The organism is Nocardiopsis sp. iso_40, from assembly GCF_056173285.1.
The window spans coordinates 3,996,469-4,014,551 of record NZ_CM149666.1 but is presented as its reverse complement, the minus strand read 5'-3'; the positions used below and the strand labels follow the sequence as shown (position 1 = coordinate 4,014,551).

Sequence of the window (18,083 nt, the reverse complement as noted above, 5' to 3'; positions counted from 1 at the left end):
GCCGGACATGCCCTAGGGTGCTGCTGAGTCCCCTGAGGGCGGGGGCCTGTCCAGGAGGCGAAGTGTTCGACATCCACCCGGCCGTTCCGGGCGACGCCGGTGAGATCCTCACCCTGCAGCGCGCCGCCTACGTCGACGAGGCCCAGGCGTACGGGGACCCGTTCATCCTCCCGCTCACCGAGGGGCTGTCCCGGATCGAGAGGCTCCTGGCCGACGAGGAAACCCTGGTGCTCAAGGCCCTGGCGGGGCACCGCCTGGTCGGGGCGGTGCGGGCGGGGACCACCGACACCACCGGGGTGGTGGGCCGTCTCGTGGTCGCCCCCGACCTGCGCGGCCGCGGCATAGCGCGGGCGCTGCTGAACCGGGTGGAGGGGGACCTGCGGGCGCGCAGGCCGGACCTGAGGGCGCTGACCCTGTTCACCGGGGCGCAGAGCGCGCAGAACCAGCGCCTGTACCGGGCGCTGGGCTACGCCGAGACGCATCGGGAACGGGTGGCCGACCACCTGGTGCTGGTGCACATGCGTAAGGAGTTGGACGAGGTGAGCGTGGGGTCGGCGTGACGGTGGCCTCGTCCGACCTCTAGGGTTTGGCCATGCTGAAAGTGGGACTCACCGGTGGGATCGGTTCGGGTAAGAGCGCGGTGTCGTCCGCGCTGTCCGACTACGGCGCGGTGGTGATCGACGCCGACGCCATCGCTCGGGAGGTCGTCGAACCGGGTACCCCGGGGCTGGCGGAGGTGGTCGCCGAGTTCGGCGAGGGGGTGCTCACCCCCGAGGGGCGGTTGGACCGGCCCAAGCTGGGTGAGGTCGTCTTCGCTGACGAGAACAGGCTGGCCAGGCTCAACGAGATCGTCCACCCCCGGGTGGCGGAGCGCAGCGGCCAGCTGATGGAGCAGGCGCTGGCCTCCGACGCCAGGGTCGTGGTCTACGACGTGCCCCTGTTGGTGGAGAACGGCCTGGAGTCGTTGTACGACGTGGTGGTCGTGGTGGACGCCCCGGACCTGACACGGGTCGAGCGGGTCTCCCGGGACCGGGGGATGCCGCGCGATCAGGTGCGGTCCCGGATCGCCGCCCAGGCCGGCCGGGAGACCCGGTTGGCCGCCGCCGACTTCGTGGTGGACAACTCCGGGACCCGCGAGGAGCTCGCCGAACGGGTCGCCGAGCTGTGGCGCTGGCTCCTGGACCGCGCCGGTTAGCCGCGTCCCTGCTCTCCGCGGCGTTGGGAGCAGGGGGTCCTTCTGACGTCGGCCCGACGGACTTCGCCCCGGCGGGGATGTCGTGGGCGGTCGGTAGCGTTGGGTGGAGGGGCACACGTGGGGGCGGGCCCGACGTTCGATGGGAGAAGAGGGCAAGTGCGACCGGTCAGCGACATCAAACGCAGTGAGGCACCCTTCGAGGTCATCTCGGAGATGACGCCGGCGGGGGACCAGCCGAAGGCGATCGCGGAGATCTCCAGGCGGGTGCGTGAGGGCGACGAGCACACCGTGCTGCTGGGCGCCACCGGTACCGGCAAGACGGCGACGGTGGCCTGGACGGTGGAGCAGTTGCAGCGGCCCACCCTGGTCATGCAGCCCAACAAGACCCTGGCCGCGCAGTTCGCCAACGAGCTGCGGCAGATGCTGCCGAACAACGCGGTCGAGTACTTCGTCTCCTACTACGACTACTACCAGCCCGAGGCGTACGTCCCGCAGAGTGACACCTACATCGAGAAGGACTCGTCGATCAACGACGAGGTGGAGCGGTTGCGGCACTCGGCGACCAACTCTCTGCTGACCCGGCGGGACACGATCGTGGTGGCGTCCGTGTCGTGCATCTACGGCCTGGGCACCCCGCAGGAGTACGTGGACCGGATGGCCCAGCTGGCCGTCGGCATGGAGGTGGACCGGGACGAGCTGCTGCGCCGCCTGGTGGAGATGCAGTACACGCGCAACGACATGGCGTTCACCCGGGGGACGTTCCGGGTGCGCGGGGACACGGTCGAGATCATCCCGGTGTACGAGGAGCTGGCGATCCGCATCGAGATGTTCGGTGACGAGATCGAGCGGTTGCTGACGCTGCACCCGCTGACCGGCGAGGTGCTGGGGGAGAGCCAGGAGATGTTCATCTTCCCCGCCTCGCACTACGTGGCCGGCGAGGAGCGGACCGAGCGGGCGATCGGCACGATCGAGGCGGAGCTGGGCGAGCGCCTGGCCGAGCTGGAGGGCCAGGGCAAGCTGCTGGAGGCGCAGCGGCTGCGGATGCGCACCACCCACGACCTGGAGATGATGCGCCAGCTCGGGACGTGTTCGGGGATCGAGAACTACTCGCGGCACTTCGACGGCCGTGACCCGGGCAGCGCGCCCAACACGCTGCTGGACTACTTCCCCGAGGACTTCCTGCTGGTCCTGGACGAGTCGCACGTGACGGTGCCGCAGATCGGTGCGATGTACGAGGGTGACGCGGCGCGCAAGCGAACCCTGGTGGACCACGGCTTCCGGCTGCCGTCGGCGATGGACAACCGGCCGCTGAAGTGGGAGGAGTTCACGGAGCGGATCGGGCAGTCGGTCTACCTGTCGGCGACGCCGGGCAAGTACGAGCTCCGGCAGAGCGGCGGGGACGTGGTGGAGCAGGTCATCCGGCCGACCGGGCTGGTCGACCCGGAGGTCCTGGTCAAGCAGACCGAGGGGCAGATCGACGACCTGGTGCACGAGATCCGGGAGCGGGCCGAGCGCTCGGAGCGGGTTCTGGTCACCACGCTGACGAAGAAGATGGCGGAGGACCTCACCGACTACTTCGCCGAGCTGGGGATCCGGGTGCGGTACCTGCACAGCGAGGTGGACACCCTGCGCCGGGTGGAGCTGTTGCGTGAGCTGCGCGTGGGTGAGTTCGACGTGCTGGTGGGGATCAACCTGCTGCGTGAGGGCCTGGACCTGCCGGAGGTGTCGCTGGTGGCGATCCTGGACGCGGACAAGGAGGGTTTCCTGCGTTCGGAGACCTCGCTGATCCAGACGATCGGCCGGGCGGCGCGTAACGTGGCCGGCCAGGTGCACATGTACGCGGACAACGTCACCGACTCGATGAGCGCGGCGATCGAGGAGACCAACCGGCGCCGGGACAAGCAGTTGGCGTACAACGCCGAGCACGGGATCGACCCGACGCCGCTGCGCAAGCAGATCGCGGACATCCTGGACACCCTGAACCGGGAGGACGTGGACACCGAGGAGCTCATGTCGACGGGGTACCGCCAGGGCGGCGGGAGGTCCGCGAAGGCGCCGGTGCCCGCACTGGGCGATCGCGCGGACGTGTCGGGCATGCCGCGGGCGGAGCTGGCCGGACTCATCGAGCAGTTGAGTGAGCAGATGCACCAGGCCGCGACCGACCTGCAGTTCGAGCTGGCGGCCCGGTTGCGGGACGAGATCGGTGAGTTGAAGCGGGAGCTGCGGGGGATGGACGCCGCCGGGGTGAAGTGACGCCAGTGCCTGCCGGAGCGGGGTTCCGGGTGCGGGGGCCCTCGTGACCCTCCCCCGCAAGGTATCGGAACAGGAACGATCACAGAACGTTTGTGTCGCGTAGTTACCTTCGCGTGACATACTCTTGTGCTCTGCGTAAGACGTATGTCGCTTTTGCCTTTTTTGAGGTGTGGGGGAGTCCATGGTCGGTCGGCTGCTGGGTGCTGCCGGGGGAGCGGTGCTGGTCGGGTTCCTGGGGGCCGGGTGCGGACTCGGTCCGGACCGCGGCGAGCCGGTGGAGGTCGTGCACACCCCTGGCCCGGATCGGGGCCGGGACGAGCGGGATCCCGAGGTCAGCGTCACCAACGACGAGGTCATAGTGATAGCGGAGGACGGCGCGGACGTCCACGACGAGTGCGCGAACCGGGAGGTCGTGGTCTCCGCAGACGACGCCACGGTGGTTCTGGACGGGGAGTGCGGGCTGGTGCGCGCCACCGGACGCGGTTCCGTCGTCGAGGTGGGCGCCGCGGAGAAGATCGTCCTCGTGGGCGTGGACAACCAGGTCTCCTTCGCCTCCGGCGACCCCGAGGTGATCAACCAGGGGCGCAACACCACCGTCAGCGAGGGCGGCACCGCCCTGCGCTGAACCGGTGCGCCGGGCGCCCGCGCTGCGGTCCGCGTCGGCGGATCTGCCGCCCCGCCACCTGAGAGCGGCCTCCGATCCGTTACCGTGGTGCGCGTCCATCCGCTTCCGCACGGATTGTGCGGAAGGGACGGGCCACGTTGCCTGGGTCCTCCTTTTGCCGCTTCCGTTCACCTGTACCGCTGTGAGGCGGTACGGTCGATTTCGCCGCCACACCGTGCGTTCGGAGACGGCACCAGACCGTGAGGGCACACCGCGGCGCAACCGCGTCCGCCGGTCGGCCCGGTCCGGGTGGGACCGAGGGCGTGCGCTTGACGAAGGACCCGCTAGGGGAGGGGTGGATGAGCGGTTATGTCGCGCGGGTGCGACACGACGAGTCGCCCGGAGGCGACGTCGGACTCGACCCGTTGGTGCGTTCCGCCGCCCAGCGTTGGGCGGAGTCGGACCCCCTGCTGCCCGAACCCGTGGGGTTCGCCCCCAACTCCTATCCGCTCCTGACCGTCAGCGACGAGGACGGCCGTACCGTCGCGGCGGGCAGTATGCACTACACCTGGTACCAGCCGGGCGAGGTCGGCCGGATCTGGGGCGTCCCCGACCAGCACTGGCTCACCCCCATCGTCGGCGGCCCCGAGCCCGCCCGGGCCCTGGACTCGCTGCTGACCAGTTGGCGCGACCAGCTGGAGGACCTGCCCACCGGCACCGGTTCGGAGTCTGCGGCACTGGTGAGCTGGCCCGCACGGGACGTCGAGGGCATCATCCCGTTGCAGCGGCACGGGCTGCAGCCCTACACCGTGCTCGCCGCCCGGCAGCGCCGACGCGGGGTGCCGCCGTCGCTGCCGCCGCGCGACGTGGCGATCCGGCTGGCCGACATCGGTGACCTGACCCAGGTGGTGGGGCTGCTGATGGAGGAGCACCGCTACGAACAGCACTTCGGCGGTGTGTTCCTGCAGCCCGACACCGCCGAGCAGACCCGCAAGGTCGCCGCTCGGGCGCTCAACCGTTCGCGCTCGTGGATCTGGCTGGCCGAGCGCCGGGGCCGGGCCGTGGGCCTGCTGTGGGTGTCGCCGCCCGAACGCTCCCGTTGGGCGAAGTCCCTGGTCAGGGCGCGCCCGATCGCGCACATCGGTTACGGCGTGGTGTCGGCGGCCGAGCGCGGCCACGGGATCGGCACCGCCCTGGTCAGCCAGGCGCACCAGGCCCTGGACAGCCACGGGGTGGGGGTGTCCGTGCTCAACTACGCGGCGATGAACCCGCTCTCCGGGCCGTTCTGGCACCGTATGGGCTACCGGCCGGTCTGGACGACCTGGGAGGTCCGCCCCGCCCTGGCGTTGCGCTGACGCCCGTCTGAGCCCCGCTGGGGGGTGTCGTGCGCGGATCGCGGGGGGTCGGCGGCGACTGGCGGCGGCTCACCCGGTGACCGGGGTCACCCCGGGCTCCGTTAGCCTGGGCGCGCAGACGCGACGGGGCGTGGAGAGGTGGAGCCGATGACCGCGGACGACCGTGGGCCCGAGGGTGCCGAGCAGGTGGAGATCGTGGAGGTGGGGCCGCGGGACGGCCTCCAGAACGAGGCCACCGTGCTGTCGGTCGGGGAACGGGTCGAGCTGATCGGGCGTGCGGTGGCCGCCGGGGTGCGCAGGATCGAGGCGGTCAGTTTCGTCAACCCCAGGCGGGTGCCGCAGATGGCCGGGGCCGAGGAGGTCATGGCCGAGCTCGGGCGTGAGCCCGGGGTGTCCTTCATCGGGTTGGCTCTCAACCGGCGCGGCCTGGACCGGGCGCTGGCGGCCGGGGTGTCCGAGGTCAACGTGGCGGTGCCGGCCACCGACGGTTTCTGTACCCGTAACCAGGGCTGCACGGTCGACGAGATGCTGGACTCGGTGGCCGAGATGGACCGGGAGCTGGCCGGGACGGGTGTTCCGCTGAGCGTCACCGTCTCCACCGCCTTCGGGTGTCCGTTCGACGGTGAGGTCGCGCCGGAGCGGGTCGTGGAGGTCGTGCGCCGGATCGCGGACACGGGCGCGGTGGAGGTCGCGCTGGCCGACACGATCGGGGTCGGGGTGCCCGCCCAGGTGCGGGACCTGTTGCGCCGCACGGCGGAGGTGGCGGGCGGGCGTACCCTGCGCTGTCACTTCCACAACACCCGTAACACCGGTTACGCGAACGCGCTCGCCGCGGTGGAGGAGGGGGTCCGGGTACTGGACTCCAGCCTGGGCGGTTTCGGCGGCTGCCCCTTCGCCCCGGCCGCCACCGGCAACATCGCCACCGAGGACCTGTTGTACATGTTGCACCGCAGCGGGCTGCGTACCGGGGTGAGCCTGGCCGGTGCGGCCGCCCTGGGCGACTGGATGGGTGAGCGCCTGGGCAAGCAGCCGCCCGCCTACCTGGGCCGGGCGGGTTCCTTCCCCGCCTGAGCGCGGTCGGGCCCCGAAGGGGTCGGCCGTCCTTCCGGCGGGAGGGGCGGGGGCGGTCGTTCATCACCACCGCGTCCCCGTCGCCGGTGTCCGGCGGCGTCGGAGGGTGCTGTTGCCTTCGCCACGCGGATCGGTGCCGCGGGGCCCGGACCGGCCCGATAACAGGGCTTTGCGGCAACCGTGCAGGTGGGGACCGGGAACAGCGGACCGGGAAAAGGCGTTCCCGGGTGTGGGCGAACGGAGGGCCTGTTATCCTGGTGCCCCGTGGAGTCCGACGTATCGGAACGGCACAGCCGCCGACCGGAACCGGACCGCCGCACGGCCGCTCAGCTCGTCCGAGCCCGCCGTAGCCACTCAAACCACGGGAGCAACACTTTGGCATCCGCCGCGAGTACCAAGCACCTTTTCGTTACTGGCGGCGTCGCCTCCAGTCTTGGTAAGGGCCTGACCGCCTCCAGCCTGGGCCGACTCCTGAAGTCGCGGGGCCTTCGGGTCACCATGCAGAAGCTGGACCCCTACCTCAACGTGGACCCGGGGACGATGAACCCCTTTCAGCACGGCGAGGTCTTCGTGACCGACGACGGTGCCGAGACCGACCTGGACGTGGGCCACTACGAGCGCTTCCTCGACGTCGAGCTGTCCGCCTCGGCCAACGTCACCACCGGGCAGATCTACTCCAGTGTGATCGCCAAGGAGCGCCAGGGCGCCTACCTCGGTGACACCGTGCAGGTCATCCCGCACATCACCAACGAGATCAAGTCGCGCATCTACGCGATGGACGCCCCCGACGTCGACATCGTCATCACCGAGATCGGCGGCACGGTCGGCGACATCGAGTCGCAGCCCTTCCTCGAGGCGGTCCGCCAGATCCGGCACGAGATCGGCCGGGAGAACTGCTTCTTCCTGCACGTCTCCCTCATCCCGTTCCTCGGCCCGGCCGGGGAGATGAAGACCAAGCCGACCCAGCACTCGGTCGCCGCCCTGCGCAGCATCGGTATCCAGCCCGACGCCATCGTGTGCCGTTCGGACCGCCCCATCACGCAGAGCCTGAAGGCCAAGATCAGTCTCATGTGCGATGTCGACGAGGCGGGCGTGGTCTCCACCCCCGACGCCCCCTCCATCTACGACATCCCCAAGGTCCTGCACCGCGAGGGCCTGGACGCCTACGTCGTCCGCCGTCTGGGCATGCCCTTCCGGGACGTGGACTGGACCGAGTGGGACGAGCTGCTGCGTCGCGTGCACCAGCCCGACCACGAGGTCACCATCGCCATGGTCGGTAAGTACATCGACCTGCCCGACGCCTACCTGTCGGTCAGCGAGGCCCTGCGCGCGGGCGGTTTCGCCACCGACACCCGGGTGAACATCCGCTGGGTGGCCAGTGACAACTGCGCCAGCCCCTCGGGTGCGGCCTCCGAGCTCGACGGCGCCGACGGCATCCTCATCCCGGGCGGCTTCGGTGTACGCGGTATCGAGGGCAAGCTCGGCGCTATCCGCTACGCCCGCGAGAACGGGGTGCCGCTGCTGGGAATCTGCCTGGGCCTGCAGGGCCTGGTCATCGAGTACGCGCGCAACGTGCTCGGACTGGAGGGCGCCAACAGCACCGAGTTCGACGACAAGGCCGCCGAGCCGGTCATCGCGACCATGGCCGACCAGGCCGACGTGGTCTCCGGCGACCGCGACATGGGCGGCACCATGCGGCTGGGCATGTACCCGGCGTCCCTGGGCGAGGGCACCCTGGTGCGGGACCTGTACGACGGCGCCGCGCAGGTGTCCGAGCGCCACCGGCACCGGTTCGAGGTCAACAACGCCTACCGGTCCAAGCTGGAGGAGGCGGGCCTGGTGTTCTCCGGCCTCTCCCCGGATGGCAAGCTGGTGGAGTACGTGGAACTGCCCCGGGAAGCGCACCCGTTCTTCGTTGCGACGCAGGCGCACCCGGAGCTGCGCTCCCGTCCGACCAACGCGCACCCGCTCTTCCGCGGTCTGATCTCCGCCTCGCTGGAGCACAGGCTCTCCTGACGGGGGCAGGGGCCGGGCGGGCGGGGCCCGAGCCTGAGAGGGGCCGCATGGCCAACCACACCCGCCCGGTCACCGCCGAAACGACGGGGGCGTACGCGAAGGTCGCGGACGCCCCCGCGTCGTGGCCGGTGGAGCGCACCGAGGAGCGGTTCACCGGCGCCAAGTGCGGAATGCGCACGGACTGGGTGCAGATGCCCGGGGCCAACGGTGAGGGGCGGAGTCTGGCCGCCCGCGACTACATGGACCATCCCGGTGCGGCGGCGGTCGTGGCCCTGGACTCGGCCGGGCGCGTGCTGCTGCAGCGCCAGTACCGGCACCCCACCCAGCACACCCTGTGGGAGCTGCCCGCCGGGCTCATCGACGGCGCGGGCGAGGGGCCCCTGGCCACCGCCCGGCGGGAACTGCTGGAGGAGTCCGCGCTGCGCGCCGGGACCTGGCACGAACTTCCCGACTTCTTCCCCAGCCCCGGTTTCTCCGACGAGCGCATTCACATCTTCCTCGCCCGGGACCTGACCGAGGTACCCGAGGAAGAGGTCGGCTTCGTGCGCGAACACGAGGAGACCGACCTCGCCGCCGAGTGGCTGCCGCTGCCGGAGGCGGTACGCGCGGTCCTGGAGGGGCGCCTGCACAACGGGGCGACGATCATCGGGATCCTGGCCGCGCACACGGCGGCCCAGGACGGGTTCGCCTCCCTGCCCGTGGCTGCGGATGCCTGACCCGATGGTGCGGACCGAACCCGGGGCGGGCCCGCTGTGGCGTGTACGAGACGCGTTCCTGGACCATCTGGGCGCCGAGCGGGCCCTGGCCGACAACACCCTGCTGGCCTACCGCCGTGACCTCTGCCGTTATGTCGGCTACCTGGAGGACCAGGGGCTCACCGAGCTGGCGCAGGTCTGTCCGGGGCACGTCGGGGCGTACCTGGGCGCGCTGCGCGAGGGCGACGAGGAGCACGCCCCGTTGGGCGCGGCCTCGGCCGGCCGGGCCCTGGCCGCGGTGCGCGGGCTGCACCGGTTCGCGGTGCGGGAGGGGTGGGCGGCCGTCGACCCGGCCGTGGACGTGACGCCTCCGGTGCCGCCGATGCGGTTGCCCAAGGCGGCTCCCCTGGAGGTGGTGGAGCGGTTGTTGGAGGCGGCGGGCCCGGCGGACGCTCCGGCCTCGGCCGCGCGGGCCGATCTGTTGGCCCAGCGTGACCGCGCCCTGTTGGAGGTGCTCTACGGCACCGGGGCGCGTGTCTCGGAGGCGGTGGGGCTGGACGTGGACGACGTCGCGGAGGCGGTGGACGCGGCGGACGCCGGCGGCGCGGTCGGGTTGGTGCGGTTCCGCGGCAAGGGCGGTAAGGAACGCCTGGTCCCGTTGGGCTCCTACGCGCGGCGGGCCCTGGGCGGGTACCTGACCCTGGTACGCCCGGCCCTGGCCGCGTCGGGCCGGGGCGGTCCCGCCCTGTTCGTGAACGCGCGCGGTGGCCGGTTGACCCGCCAGGGCGGGTGGGCGCTGCTGTCCGCGGCGGCCGCACGGGCGGGGGTCGAGGGCGTCTCCCCGCACACCCTGCGGCACTCCTTCGCCACCCACCTGTTGGACGGCGGCGCCGACATCCGGGTCGTGCAGGAGCTGCTGGGGCACAGTTCGGTCACCACCACCCAGGTCTACACGCTGGTGACGGTGGAGCGGCTGCGCGAGGTGTACGCCTCCAGCCACCCCCGGGCGCGGTGGGCCGACGGCGGCTCGGGGTGAGGGCAGGGCCCTGGTGACAGGGGGAGCGGGGAAGCGTTCGGGGCGAGTCCGACGTGCGCCGTGTGTACCCTTCTCCTACGAGAAGGCAGGGTACGTGCGAGCGGTTCCTCCCGGTTGTGCAGGCGGGGGAATCCTCGTCTGATCATGTTGAAGTGCGCCGTGTCGTCGTTCTAGAGTCGCCGCACAGAGGTACGTTGCTGTCGACATATTGAGTTTCCGACGGCGGCCAGTCGTGGGAGGCGTCAGCAGTCCCATCGGGCCGTGGCCGGTCCGTGGGGGAGGTCAAGGGTTGTGAACTGGTCGGAGTACGACGAGGCGGCGAACACCGCACCCGTCGGTGAGGGGGACCTCGCCGATCCGGTGAGCAACCCCTGGGGGACGACACGCAACACGGGGGCGGATCTGCACACCAAGAGACCCGAGCGGACATATCCGGAGCCAGCACCGCTCGACGAACACGGCCCGGCACGGATTGTAGCACTCTGTAATCAGAAGGGTGGGGTCGGTAAGACCACCACCACCATCAACCTCGGTGCGGCCATCGCCGAGTACGGCAGACGGGTGCTGCTGGTCGACTTCGACCCGCAGGGCGCGCTGTCGGTGGGTCTGGGGCGGCTGGACCCGCGCGAGCTGGACCTGACCGTCTACAACCTGCTCATGCAGCGCGACGTGACGGTCGAGGACGTCCTGCTCAAGACGGACATCGACGGACTGGACCTCATCCCGAGCAACATCGACCTGTCCGCGGCCGAGGTGCAGCTGGTCGGGGAGGTGGCACGTGAGCAGATGCTGGGACGCGCGCTGCGTCCGGTCATCAACGACTACGACGTCATCCTCATCGACTGCCAGCCGTCGCTGGGCCTGCTCACCGTCAACGCGCTGACCGCGGCGGACGGGGTCATCGTGCCGTTGGAGTGCGAGTTCTTCGCGCTGCGCGGTGTCGCCCTCCTGATGGACACGATCCAGAAGGTGCAGGAGCGGCTCAACGAGGACCTGGTGATCGACGGTTTCCTCGGCACCATGTACGACCCGCGCACCCTGCACGCCCGCGAGGTGTTGTCCACGATCGTGGACGGGTTCGGGGACAAGGTCTACGGCACGGTGATCAACCGCACCGTGCGTTTTCCGGACGCCACTGTGGCGGGGGAACCGATCACCAGGTTCGACTCGTCCTCGGCCGGGGCCAACGCCTACCGGTCCCTGGCCAAGGAGGTGCTGGCGAGGTGGCCTCTCAGCGGTCACGGCGCGTGACGCTACCCGGGGCGGACGAACTGTTCTTCCGCCCCTCCGGCTCCGAGGAGGAGCTGGGCGAGACCGAACGCCAGTACCAGGTACCGGAACAGGACCGACAGGGGACGGCCGAGACTCCGTCGGAGCGGCCCGCGCGCAAGCCGAACAGCCGCGGCAGGACCAAGGTGCGCCGTGCGCCGAAACCGAGCGGGCGCCAGCGCCACGACGAGAAGATCACCGTCTACGTTTCGGGGCCCGAACTGCTGGCCCTGGAACAGACCAGGCTCTCGCTCCGCGCGGAGCACGGGCTGTCGGCCGACCGCGGCCGCCTCGTACGCGAGGCCGTCGCCGTGCTGCTGGCCGACTTCGAGGAGCACGGTTCGAGCAGCATGCTGGTGCGTCGGCTGAGTGAGGAATGAGTACCCCGGTCCGACCGCTAGGGGAGCGGACACGGACCGGGGCGGGAGACCGAGGGTGTCACCGGCCGGTCCGAGCCGGTGACACCCTTGTGTCATTTCCCGGCCCCGAGCTTGTCGAGGCAGTCGTAGACGTCCCCCGCGTTGAAGAACCGCCACCCGTTGTGGTTCTTCAACGCGGGGAGCCGCCCGTTGCTCTCCAGCCGCTTGACCGTGGTCGGGCTGAGCTTGAGTACGCGCGCTGCTTCTCCGGTGCTGAAGTACATCTCCCGGTGGGTCTCCATGAGGTCTTCGCGGCTGTCGATGATCATCAGCGGTCCTCCAGGTGGATCCCCGCGTACTGACGGATGATCTGGTGCACCACGTCCGCCACGTGCCCCGGGTCCCCGGAGCAGAGGTCGCCGCTGGGAGAGGTCCAGCAGTAGCCCTTACTGGTCCACATGACCTCGACCTTCTGCCGAAGGTAGGGGTCGTTGACGACGAGGGTGGGGCCTTCGGAGTAGCGGAGGATGCGGCGCTCCCCGAAGGCATCGGAGAGCAGCTGCATGGGGTTGATTCGTCGGAGTATGCCTGTTCCGCGCTGTTCGGATTCGTGCATGAATCCACCGTGGCTGCCAACAGCCATGTTCCATAGCAAGTGACCTGTATCCCTAAAGACATAACAAGCTGCGGAACATTCTCGGTAGCTTTGGGAACATGAGCGAACAACCCCCTGTTGCTCCAAGCTTCGGCGCGTACCTGAAGTACGAACGCAAGCAAGCGGGATATACCCTGCGAAAGTTCTCGTCTTTGACGAACTTCGCGATCTCGACACTGTCCAGGTGGGAGAACGAGCACGCTGTACCGGTTCGCGCGGACGCGGAGAAGCTGGACAAAGTGCTAGGGGCGCGCGGACGCCTGATCGCTGAATGGGAGGACGCCTGCAGGGAAGGTCTGCCCCCGTGGATGCGCTCCCCTGGTGCGAGGGAAGAGCGCGCGGTTTCCATCGACACGGTGTCGGTTTCGATGGTGCCTGGGTTGGTTCAGTCTTTGGAGTATGCGCGCGCGGTGTTTCGCGCTGGCCGCCCGTCCGCAGCAGACGATGAGGTGGACCGGCTCGCGCAACTGCGGTTCTCCCGATACGCCTCGCTGACCAAGAGGAATGACCCGCTGATCACGGCGGTCTTCCCCATCCACGCGATCCTTCATCTGCCCCGCGTGGTCAGGGATGACCAGGTCAAGCACTTGTTGCGTCACTTGGAACGGGGTCGCCTGGTCGTCTACCTGATTCCCGAATACACGCCGGTCCTGTCGGTGTCGTCTTCGATGCAGCTGTACCGACTGGCGGAGGGCAAGACCGTAGCGGCGTCTGACCACGTCAGCGGGAATGTTCTTCTGGAGAAACCAGGGGAGGCTGAAACGGTAGAGTCCTTCGTACGGGATTTGATCGGGCTTGCCTCTCCCCGTAGCGAGTCCGCGACGCTGTTGGAAGGATTGCTTCGATGACCGACGGTTTCCACAAGAGCACATATAGCAACGACGGCTCTCACTGTGTGGAGGTCAAGGAAGGTTCCAACACGCTGGTCCGAGACACCCAGCACCGCGAGACGGCGACGCTGTCGTTTTCCGCTGGCGAGTGGCAGGCGCTGCTTGGCGTGGCGCGCTGAGCGCCAGGTGAACGAGGCCCTTGGTTCCCATGTCACAGCGTGGAGCTGGTCATCAACGGGTAGACTCGGGGTGGCGGACCGAAGGAGCACGTATGGCCACGGGCACTACCCTGACGACACTGAGCACGACGGAAGCCGAGCGCGAGTTCGTCGTGCGGCAGGCGATCCACAGCGGCGAGATGGAAGGGCTGACTGTCACCGCCCCGACCCGCCACGATGCTGAGCTTTACGTGCAGGGCGGTCTCACCGCCGACGACTTGGTGGAGCGTGCCCGCGCCCGTCATGGCCTTTGACCCTTACCTGGACCCTGAGACCGGTGTCCTCAAAAATCTGATCGGCGCGAAGGACAAGGTCACCCTCGATCTCGTTGAGGGTGACCTTTCGTTCGCCCGCCGAGTGCAGCTTTTCGAGAGTCCTCCGGAACCGACCGGTGACCTGGCTGAGCTGTGTGCCATCCATCGCCAGCTGTTCCAGGACGTCTACGAGTGGGCTGGCGAGCCTCGTACGGTTGACATCAGCAAGCCTGGTGATGGAAACGTCTTCTTCCTACCGTGGCGCCAGATCGAGGCTGCCGCCATGTACTGTGCGCGGAAACTTCGGGAAGACGCGATGCTTCGGGGCCTCAGTCGCGGACACTTCATCGGCCGCCTGGCGATCCACTACGACGATTGGAATCACGTGCACCCGTTCCGGGAGGGCAACGGGCGTGTCCAACGCGTCTTCTGGGACCGGGTGGCCGCCGATGCCGGATGGATTCTGGATTGGGAACCGGTGCGAGGTGAGATCAACGACGAGGCGTGCCGAATCGCAGCGGTGAGTCAGGATCTCGGTCCGCTGAGGGAGATGTTCGGACGCATAGTGCAGCGGACCCCTGTCTTCTGACGTGGTGTCGGTGCCTCGCGTCGTGATTACCCACCCGGGTGACTGAGCTGGGAAGCTGGTTCCATGAGCGCCGAGTCCTCCGAGGAAGACCCCTCCACCAGCGAAGATGCTGGTTTCCAGGTGCACCTGGACAACTTCGAGGGGCCCTTCGACCTTCTCCTCGGGCTGATCTCCAAGCACAAGCTGGACATCACCGAAGTATCGCTGTCGAAGGTCACCGACGAGTTCATCGCGCACATCCGCGCGTTCGGTGACGACTGGGACCTGGACCAGGCCAGTAACTTCCTGCTGGTCGCGGCCACCCTGCTCGACCTCAAGGCCGCCCGGCTCCTCCCGCGCGGGGACGTTGAGGACGAGGCCGATCTTGCCCTGCTCGAAGCCCGTGACCTGCTGTTCGCCCGACTACTCCAGTACCGGGCCTACAAGGAGGTCGCCTCCTTCATGCGGGAGCGGTTGGCCACCCAGGGCCGCCGGTACGCGCGGGCGGTGCCGCTGGAGGAGCGGTTCGCCGGGATGCGCCCGGACGTGCTGTTCAAACTCGGGCCCCAGGAGTTCGCGGCTCTGGCCGGCATGGTGTTCACCCCGAAGGAGCCGCCGAGCGTCTCGGTCACCCACATCCACCTCACCAAGACCTCCGTGAAGGAGCAGGGTGAGCTGATGGTGGCCGAGTTGCGCGAACACGGCCGGTTGACGTTCGCGCAGCTGACGGTCGAGTGCACCGGTACCTTCGAGGTCGTCGCCAGGTTCCTGGCCCTGCTGGAGCTGTACCGGGCCTCGAACGTGGGCTTCGACCAGCCCGAGCCGCTGGGCGAACTGACCGTCACCTGGACCGGTGGCGACGGGGACGTCGAGCTGGAGTCCGACTACGACGAGGCGGCACCGACCGCCGACACGACGCCGGGGGAGCAGCCATGACCGCAGAGCAGACCGCGGACGCGGGCGGGGCTCCGGCCCCGCCGGCCCTGCGCCGCGACCTGGAGGCCGTGCTGATGGTGGTCGACCAGCCGGTGTCCGAGTACGACCTGGCCCGCGCCATGGACGTACCGGTGGAAACCGTCACCCGGACCCTGGAGGAGCTCTCCCGGGAATACACCGAGCAGGGCCGTGGTTTCGACCTACGGGCGGTGGCCGACGGGTGGCGTGTGTACACGCGGCCCGAGTGCGCCGACATCGTCGAGCACTTCCTCCGGGAGGGGCAGGAGGTGCGGCTCACCCAGGCCGCACTCGAGACGATGGCCGTCGTCGCCTACCGCCAACCGGTCTCACGTGGCAGGGTCTCCGCCGTACGCGGGGTCAACTGCGACGGGGTTATGCGTACCCTCGTACTGAGGGGCCTGATCGAAGAGGCCGGACACGACTCCGAGTCCGGTGCTCTGCTGTATCGGACCACTTCCTATTTCCTGGAACGGCTGGGCCTGCGCGGCCTTGACGAGCTGCCTGATCTGGCGCCGTTCCTCCCCGACGACATCGAAGGTCTTGACGACACCGGTGAGCACACCTAACAACGAACGTTCCCGTGGTGAGCGGGACGACGCACCGCGCGGTGAGCGCGGCGACTACAACAACCGCGGAGGCCGAGGCCACCGCGACGACCGAAGCAGGGACGACCGGCGCCCCCAGGGGCGCGGTGACGGTCCCCGCCGTGACGACCGGGGCCGGGGCGGCTACCAGGGCCGTGACGACAACCGCGGTGGCCGGGACCACCGCGACCGGCGTGGTGGCGGCTACCAAGGCCGTGACGACCGGGGCCGTGGTGGTTACCAGGGTCAGGGGCGTGACGACCGGGGCCGTGGCGGCTATCAGGGTCAGGGGCGTGACGACCGCGACCGCCGCCCCCAGGTCCGTGACGACCGGCGTGGTGGCGGCTTCAAGGGCCGTGACGACAACCGCGGCGGGTACCGGGGCGACCGTGATCGTGATGACCGTCCGCGGCGTGATGACCGCGGCCGTGGTGGTTACCAGGGTCAGGGGCGTGACGACCGCCGTGGTGGTGGCCGTTTCGACCGCGACGACCGCGACCGGCGTCCCCAGGGGCGTGATGACCGTGGCGGCCGTTCCTTCGAGCGCCGCGACGACCGTCCCCGCCGTGACGACCGCGACCGCCGCCCGCAGGGCCGTGACGACAACCGTGGCGGTGGCTACCAGGGCGGGGACGGCCGTCCCCGCCGTGACGCCCAGGGCCGTCGGATGCAGGGCGGTGACAAGCGCGGTGGCGGCTACCAGCGCCGGGACGACAACCGCGGCGGCCGTCCGCAGGGTCGGGACGACCGGCTGCGCCGTGACCAGGGCCGAGACCCCGACCAGCGCCCGGCGCGCCGCGACCACGCTCCGGTCAGGGACGCCAAGAGCGAGAGCCAGCTCTCCAAGGCGGCCCGTGAGCGCCTCAACGCCCTGCGGGCGGACTACAACCCGCGCGACGAGGACCGCCACAGCGGTGACCCCCGTGACACCTACACCGACGTTCCGGGGGGCATCCGGCTCCAGAAGGCGCTGGCCGCGGCCGGTGTCGCCAGCCGCCGGGCCAGCGAGGAGATGATCGCGGCCGGCCGGGTGAGCGTGGACGGTCAGGTCGTGCGGCGCTTCGGCGCCCGCGTCGACCCGGAGGTCTCCGAGATCCGTGTCGACGACATGCGCGTGGTCACCGCCCCGGACAAGCTGTACTTCGCGCTGAACAAGCCGCGCGGTGTGGTCAGCACCATGTGGGACCCGCAGGGCCGTCCGACCCTGGCCGACTACGCCGGTCAGACCGAGGAGCGCATCTTCCACGTGGGCCGGCTGGACACCGAGACCGAGGGTCTCATCCTGCTGACCAACGACGGGGACCTCGCCAACCGGCTCACGCACCCGCGCTACAAGGTCGTCAAGACCTACGTCGCGAAGGTCCCGGGGCCGGTTCCGCACCGTGTGGTGCGCCGGATCCAGAAGGGCGTGGAGCTGGAGGACGGCCCGGTGAAGGTCGACTCCTTCCGCGTGGTCGACAACGACGAGGCCCAGGCCATGGTGGAGATCCGCCTGCACGAGGGGCGCAAGCACATCGTGCGCCGCCTCATGGAGGAGGTCGGCCACCCGGTCACGGACCTGGCGCGCACCCAGGTCGGCCCGATCGACCTCAACACCCTGCGGCTGGGCACGATGCGCGCGCTCAGCTCGCGTGAGATCGGTGAGCTGTACAAGGTGGCGGGCCTGTAACCACGCGGGGCTGTGGATACAGTTGACGGCGGTCGCACCCCGGACGGGGGAGCGGCCGCCGTTTCCTCTTCTCCGGGGCGGCAGGGTTGACGACGACAAGGCGGGATCGAACGTGGCGGTACGGGCCATCCGCGGTGCGGTGCAGGTCGACGCGGACGAACGCGAGCAGGTGCTGGAGGCCACGGCCGAACTGGTCGGGGAGGTGATGCGGCGCAACGAACTCACCACGGACGACGTGATCAGTGTGGTGTTCACCGCCACCCCCGACCTGACCAGTGAGTTCCCCGCGCTGGCCGCGCGCAAGGTCGGTTTCGCCGACGTTCCGCTGATGTGCGCCACCGAGATCGCCGTCCCGCACGCCCTGCCGCGTGTGGTGCGGCTCATGGCGCACGTGGACACCGACCGTGCGCGCGCCGACGTCCAGCACGTCTACCTGCGCGGGGCGCAGGCGCTGCGCCTGGACATCGCCCAGTAGGTGCGGCGTTGCGGCAGGCG

At 69.6% G+C, this 18,083-nt stretch carries 21 protein-coding genes; 19 read left to right on the top strand and 2 right to left on the bottom strand.

From position 1 onward, the window contains the following. Positions 1 to 62 precede the first annotated feature (62 nt). The 11 genes from AC0VYD_RS17465 (at position 63) to AC0VYD_RS17415 (ending at position 11,874) form a co-directional block, all read left to right on the top strand. Positions 63 to 560 (top strand): GNAT family N-acetyltransferase, encoded by a 498-nt coding sequence (locus AC0VYD_RS17465; protein WP_475476586.1) that lies wholly within the window; start codon positions 63 to 65, stop codon positions 558 to 560. A 32-nt stretch (positions 561 to 592) separates the two neighbouring features. Beyond that, positions 593 to 1,195, top strand: a complete 603-nt coding sequence (gene coaE / locus AC0VYD_RS17460) for a dephospho-CoA kinase (RefSeq protein ID WP_475476585.1) — start codon at positions 593 to 595, stop codon at positions 1,193 to 1,195. Positions 1,196 to 1,351: 156 nt separating this feature from the next. Continuing rightward, positions 1,352 to 3,448, top strand: coding sequence for an excinuclease ABC subunit UvrB (gene uvrB, locus AC0VYD_RS17455; protein WP_191272167.1), 2,097 nt, complete (start codon positions 1,352 to 1,354; stop codon positions 3,446 to 3,448). A gap of 181 nt (positions 3,449 to 3,629) precedes the next feature. Further along, positions 3,630 to 4,073 carry a DUF3060 domain-containing protein gene (locus tag AC0VYD_RS17450; protein WP_475476584.1) on the top strand — a complete coding sequence of 148 codons (444 nt, stop codon included), beginning with the start codon at positions 3,630 to 3,632 and terminating at the stop codon, positions 4,071 to 4,073. 338 nt (positions 4,074 to 4,411) lie between these two features. Next, a complete protein-coding gene (locus AC0VYD_RS17445) occupies positions 4,412 to 5,407 on the top strand; it encodes a GNAT family N-acetyltransferase (protein WP_191272163.1) in 996 nt (331 codons plus the stop codon). 147 nt (positions 5,408 to 5,554) lie between these two features. Beyond that, positions 5,555 to 6,478 (top strand): hydroxymethylglutaryl-CoA lyase, encoded by a 924-nt coding sequence (locus AC0VYD_RS17440; RefSeq protein WP_475476583.1) that lies wholly within the window; start codon positions 5,555 to 5,557, stop codon positions 6,476 to 6,478. Between the two features lie 375 nt (positions 6,479 to 6,853). Continuing rightward, on the top strand, positions 6,854 to 8,494 hold the full coding sequence (locus tag AC0VYD_RS17435; RefSeq protein WP_475476582.1) for a CTP synthase: 1,641 nt from the start codon (positions 6,854 to 6,856) through the stop codon (positions 8,492 to 8,494). Between the two features lie 47 nt (positions 8,495 to 8,541). Next, positions 8,542 to 9,210: an NUDIX domain-containing protein gene (locus AC0VYD_RS17430; protein ID WP_475476581.1), complete on the top strand. Its 669-nt coding sequence runs from the start codon at positions 8,542 to 8,544 to the stop codon at positions 9,208 to 9,210. After that, the gene (locus AC0VYD_RS17425) at positions 9,203 to 10,225 is read left to right on the top strand and encodes a site-specific tyrosine recombinase XerD (protein WP_475476580.1); all 1,023 of its coding nucleotides are present in this window, start codon (positions 9,203 to 9,205) and stop codon (positions 10,223 to 10,225) included. The genes AC0VYD_RS17430 and AC0VYD_RS17425 overlap by 8 nt, the downstream gene beginning before the upstream one ends. Positions 10,226 to 10,516: 291 nt before the next feature. Next, on the top strand, positions 10,517 to 11,476 hold the full coding sequence (locus AC0VYD_RS17420) for a ParA family protein (RefSeq protein ID WP_191272154.1): 960 nt from the start codon (positions 10,517 to 10,519) through the stop codon (positions 11,474 to 11,476). Next, positions 11,473 to 11,874, top strand: coding sequence for a hypothetical protein (locus AC0VYD_RS17415; protein ID WP_473038916.1), 402 nt, complete (start codon positions 11,473 to 11,475; stop codon positions 11,872 to 11,874). The genes AC0VYD_RS17420 and AC0VYD_RS17415 overlap by 4 nt, the downstream gene beginning before the upstream one ends. Positions 11,875 to 11,966: 92 nt before the next feature. On the opposite strand, the gene AC0VYD_RS17410 is transcribed toward AC0VYD_RS17415, so the two are convergent. Both AC0VYD_RS17410 and AC0VYD_RS17405 read right to left on the bottom strand, forming a co-directional pair. Beyond that, positions 11,967 to 12,182: a helix-turn-helix domain-containing protein gene (locus AC0VYD_RS17410; RefSeq protein ID WP_475476579.1), complete on the bottom strand. Its 216-nt coding sequence runs from the start codon at positions 12,180 to 12,182 to the stop codon at positions 11,967 to 11,969. Further along, positions 12,182 to 12,469 carry a hypothetical protein gene (locus tag AC0VYD_RS17405; RefSeq protein ID WP_475476578.1) on the bottom strand — a complete coding sequence of 96 codons (288 nt, stop codon included), beginning with the start codon at positions 12,467 to 12,469 and terminating at the stop codon, positions 12,182 to 12,184. The genes AC0VYD_RS17410 and AC0VYD_RS17405 overlap by 1 nt, the downstream gene beginning before the upstream one ends. Before the next feature lie 98 nt (positions 12,470 to 12,567). Between AC0VYD_RS17405 and AC0VYD_RS17400 the strand changes: the two genes are divergently transcribed. From AC0VYD_RS17400 to aroH, 8 genes are all read left to right on the top strand, one after another. Then, positions 12,568 to 13,356, top strand: coding sequence for a helix-turn-helix domain-containing protein (locus AC0VYD_RS17400; RefSeq protein ID WP_475476577.1), 789 nt, complete (start codon positions 12,568 to 12,570; stop codon positions 13,354 to 13,356). After that, positions 13,353 to 13,517: a DUF397 domain-containing protein gene (locus tag AC0VYD_RS17395; RefSeq protein ID WP_475476576.1), complete on the top strand. Its 165-nt coding sequence runs from the start codon at positions 13,353 to 13,355 to the stop codon at positions 13,515 to 13,517. The genes AC0VYD_RS17400 and AC0VYD_RS17395 overlap by 4 nt, the downstream gene beginning before the upstream one ends. Before the next feature lie 92 nt (positions 13,518 to 13,609). Further along, positions 13,610 to 13,810: an antitoxin VbhA family protein gene (locus AC0VYD_RS17390; RefSeq protein ID WP_475476575.1), complete on the top strand. Its 201-nt coding sequence runs from the start codon at positions 13,610 to 13,612 to the stop codon at positions 13,808 to 13,810. Then, on the top strand, positions 13,785 to 14,399 hold the full coding sequence (locus AC0VYD_RS17385) for a Fic/DOC family protein (protein ID WP_475476574.1): 615 nt from the start codon (positions 13,785 to 13,787) through the stop codon (positions 14,397 to 14,399). The genes AC0VYD_RS17390 and AC0VYD_RS17385 overlap by 26 nt, the downstream gene beginning before the upstream one ends. Positions 14,400 to 14,462: 63 nt before the next feature. Further along, positions 14,463 to 15,314, top strand: a complete 852-nt coding sequence (locus AC0VYD_RS17380; RefSeq protein WP_475476573.1) for a segregation and condensation protein A — start codon at positions 14,463 to 14,465, stop codon at positions 15,312 to 15,314. Then, a complete protein-coding gene (gene scpB / locus AC0VYD_RS17375) occupies positions 15,311 to 15,901 on the top strand; it encodes an SMC-Scp complex subunit ScpB (protein ID WP_475476572.1) in 591 nt (196 codons plus the stop codon). The genes AC0VYD_RS17380 and scpB overlap by 4 nt, the downstream gene beginning before the upstream one ends. Further along, on the top strand, positions 15,888 to 17,588 hold the full coding sequence (locus tag AC0VYD_RS17370) for a pseudouridine synthase (RefSeq protein WP_475476571.1): 1,701 nt from the start codon (positions 15,888 to 15,890) through the stop codon (positions 17,586 to 17,588). The genes scpB and AC0VYD_RS17370 overlap by 14 nt, the downstream gene beginning before the upstream one ends. Positions 17,589 to 17,700: 112 nt before the next feature. Next, entirely contained in the window at positions 17,701 to 18,063 is a 363-nt protein-coding gene (aroH, locus tag AC0VYD_RS17365) for a chorismate mutase (protein WP_475476570.1), read from the top strand. Positions 18,064 to 18,083 lie beyond the last annotated feature (20 nt).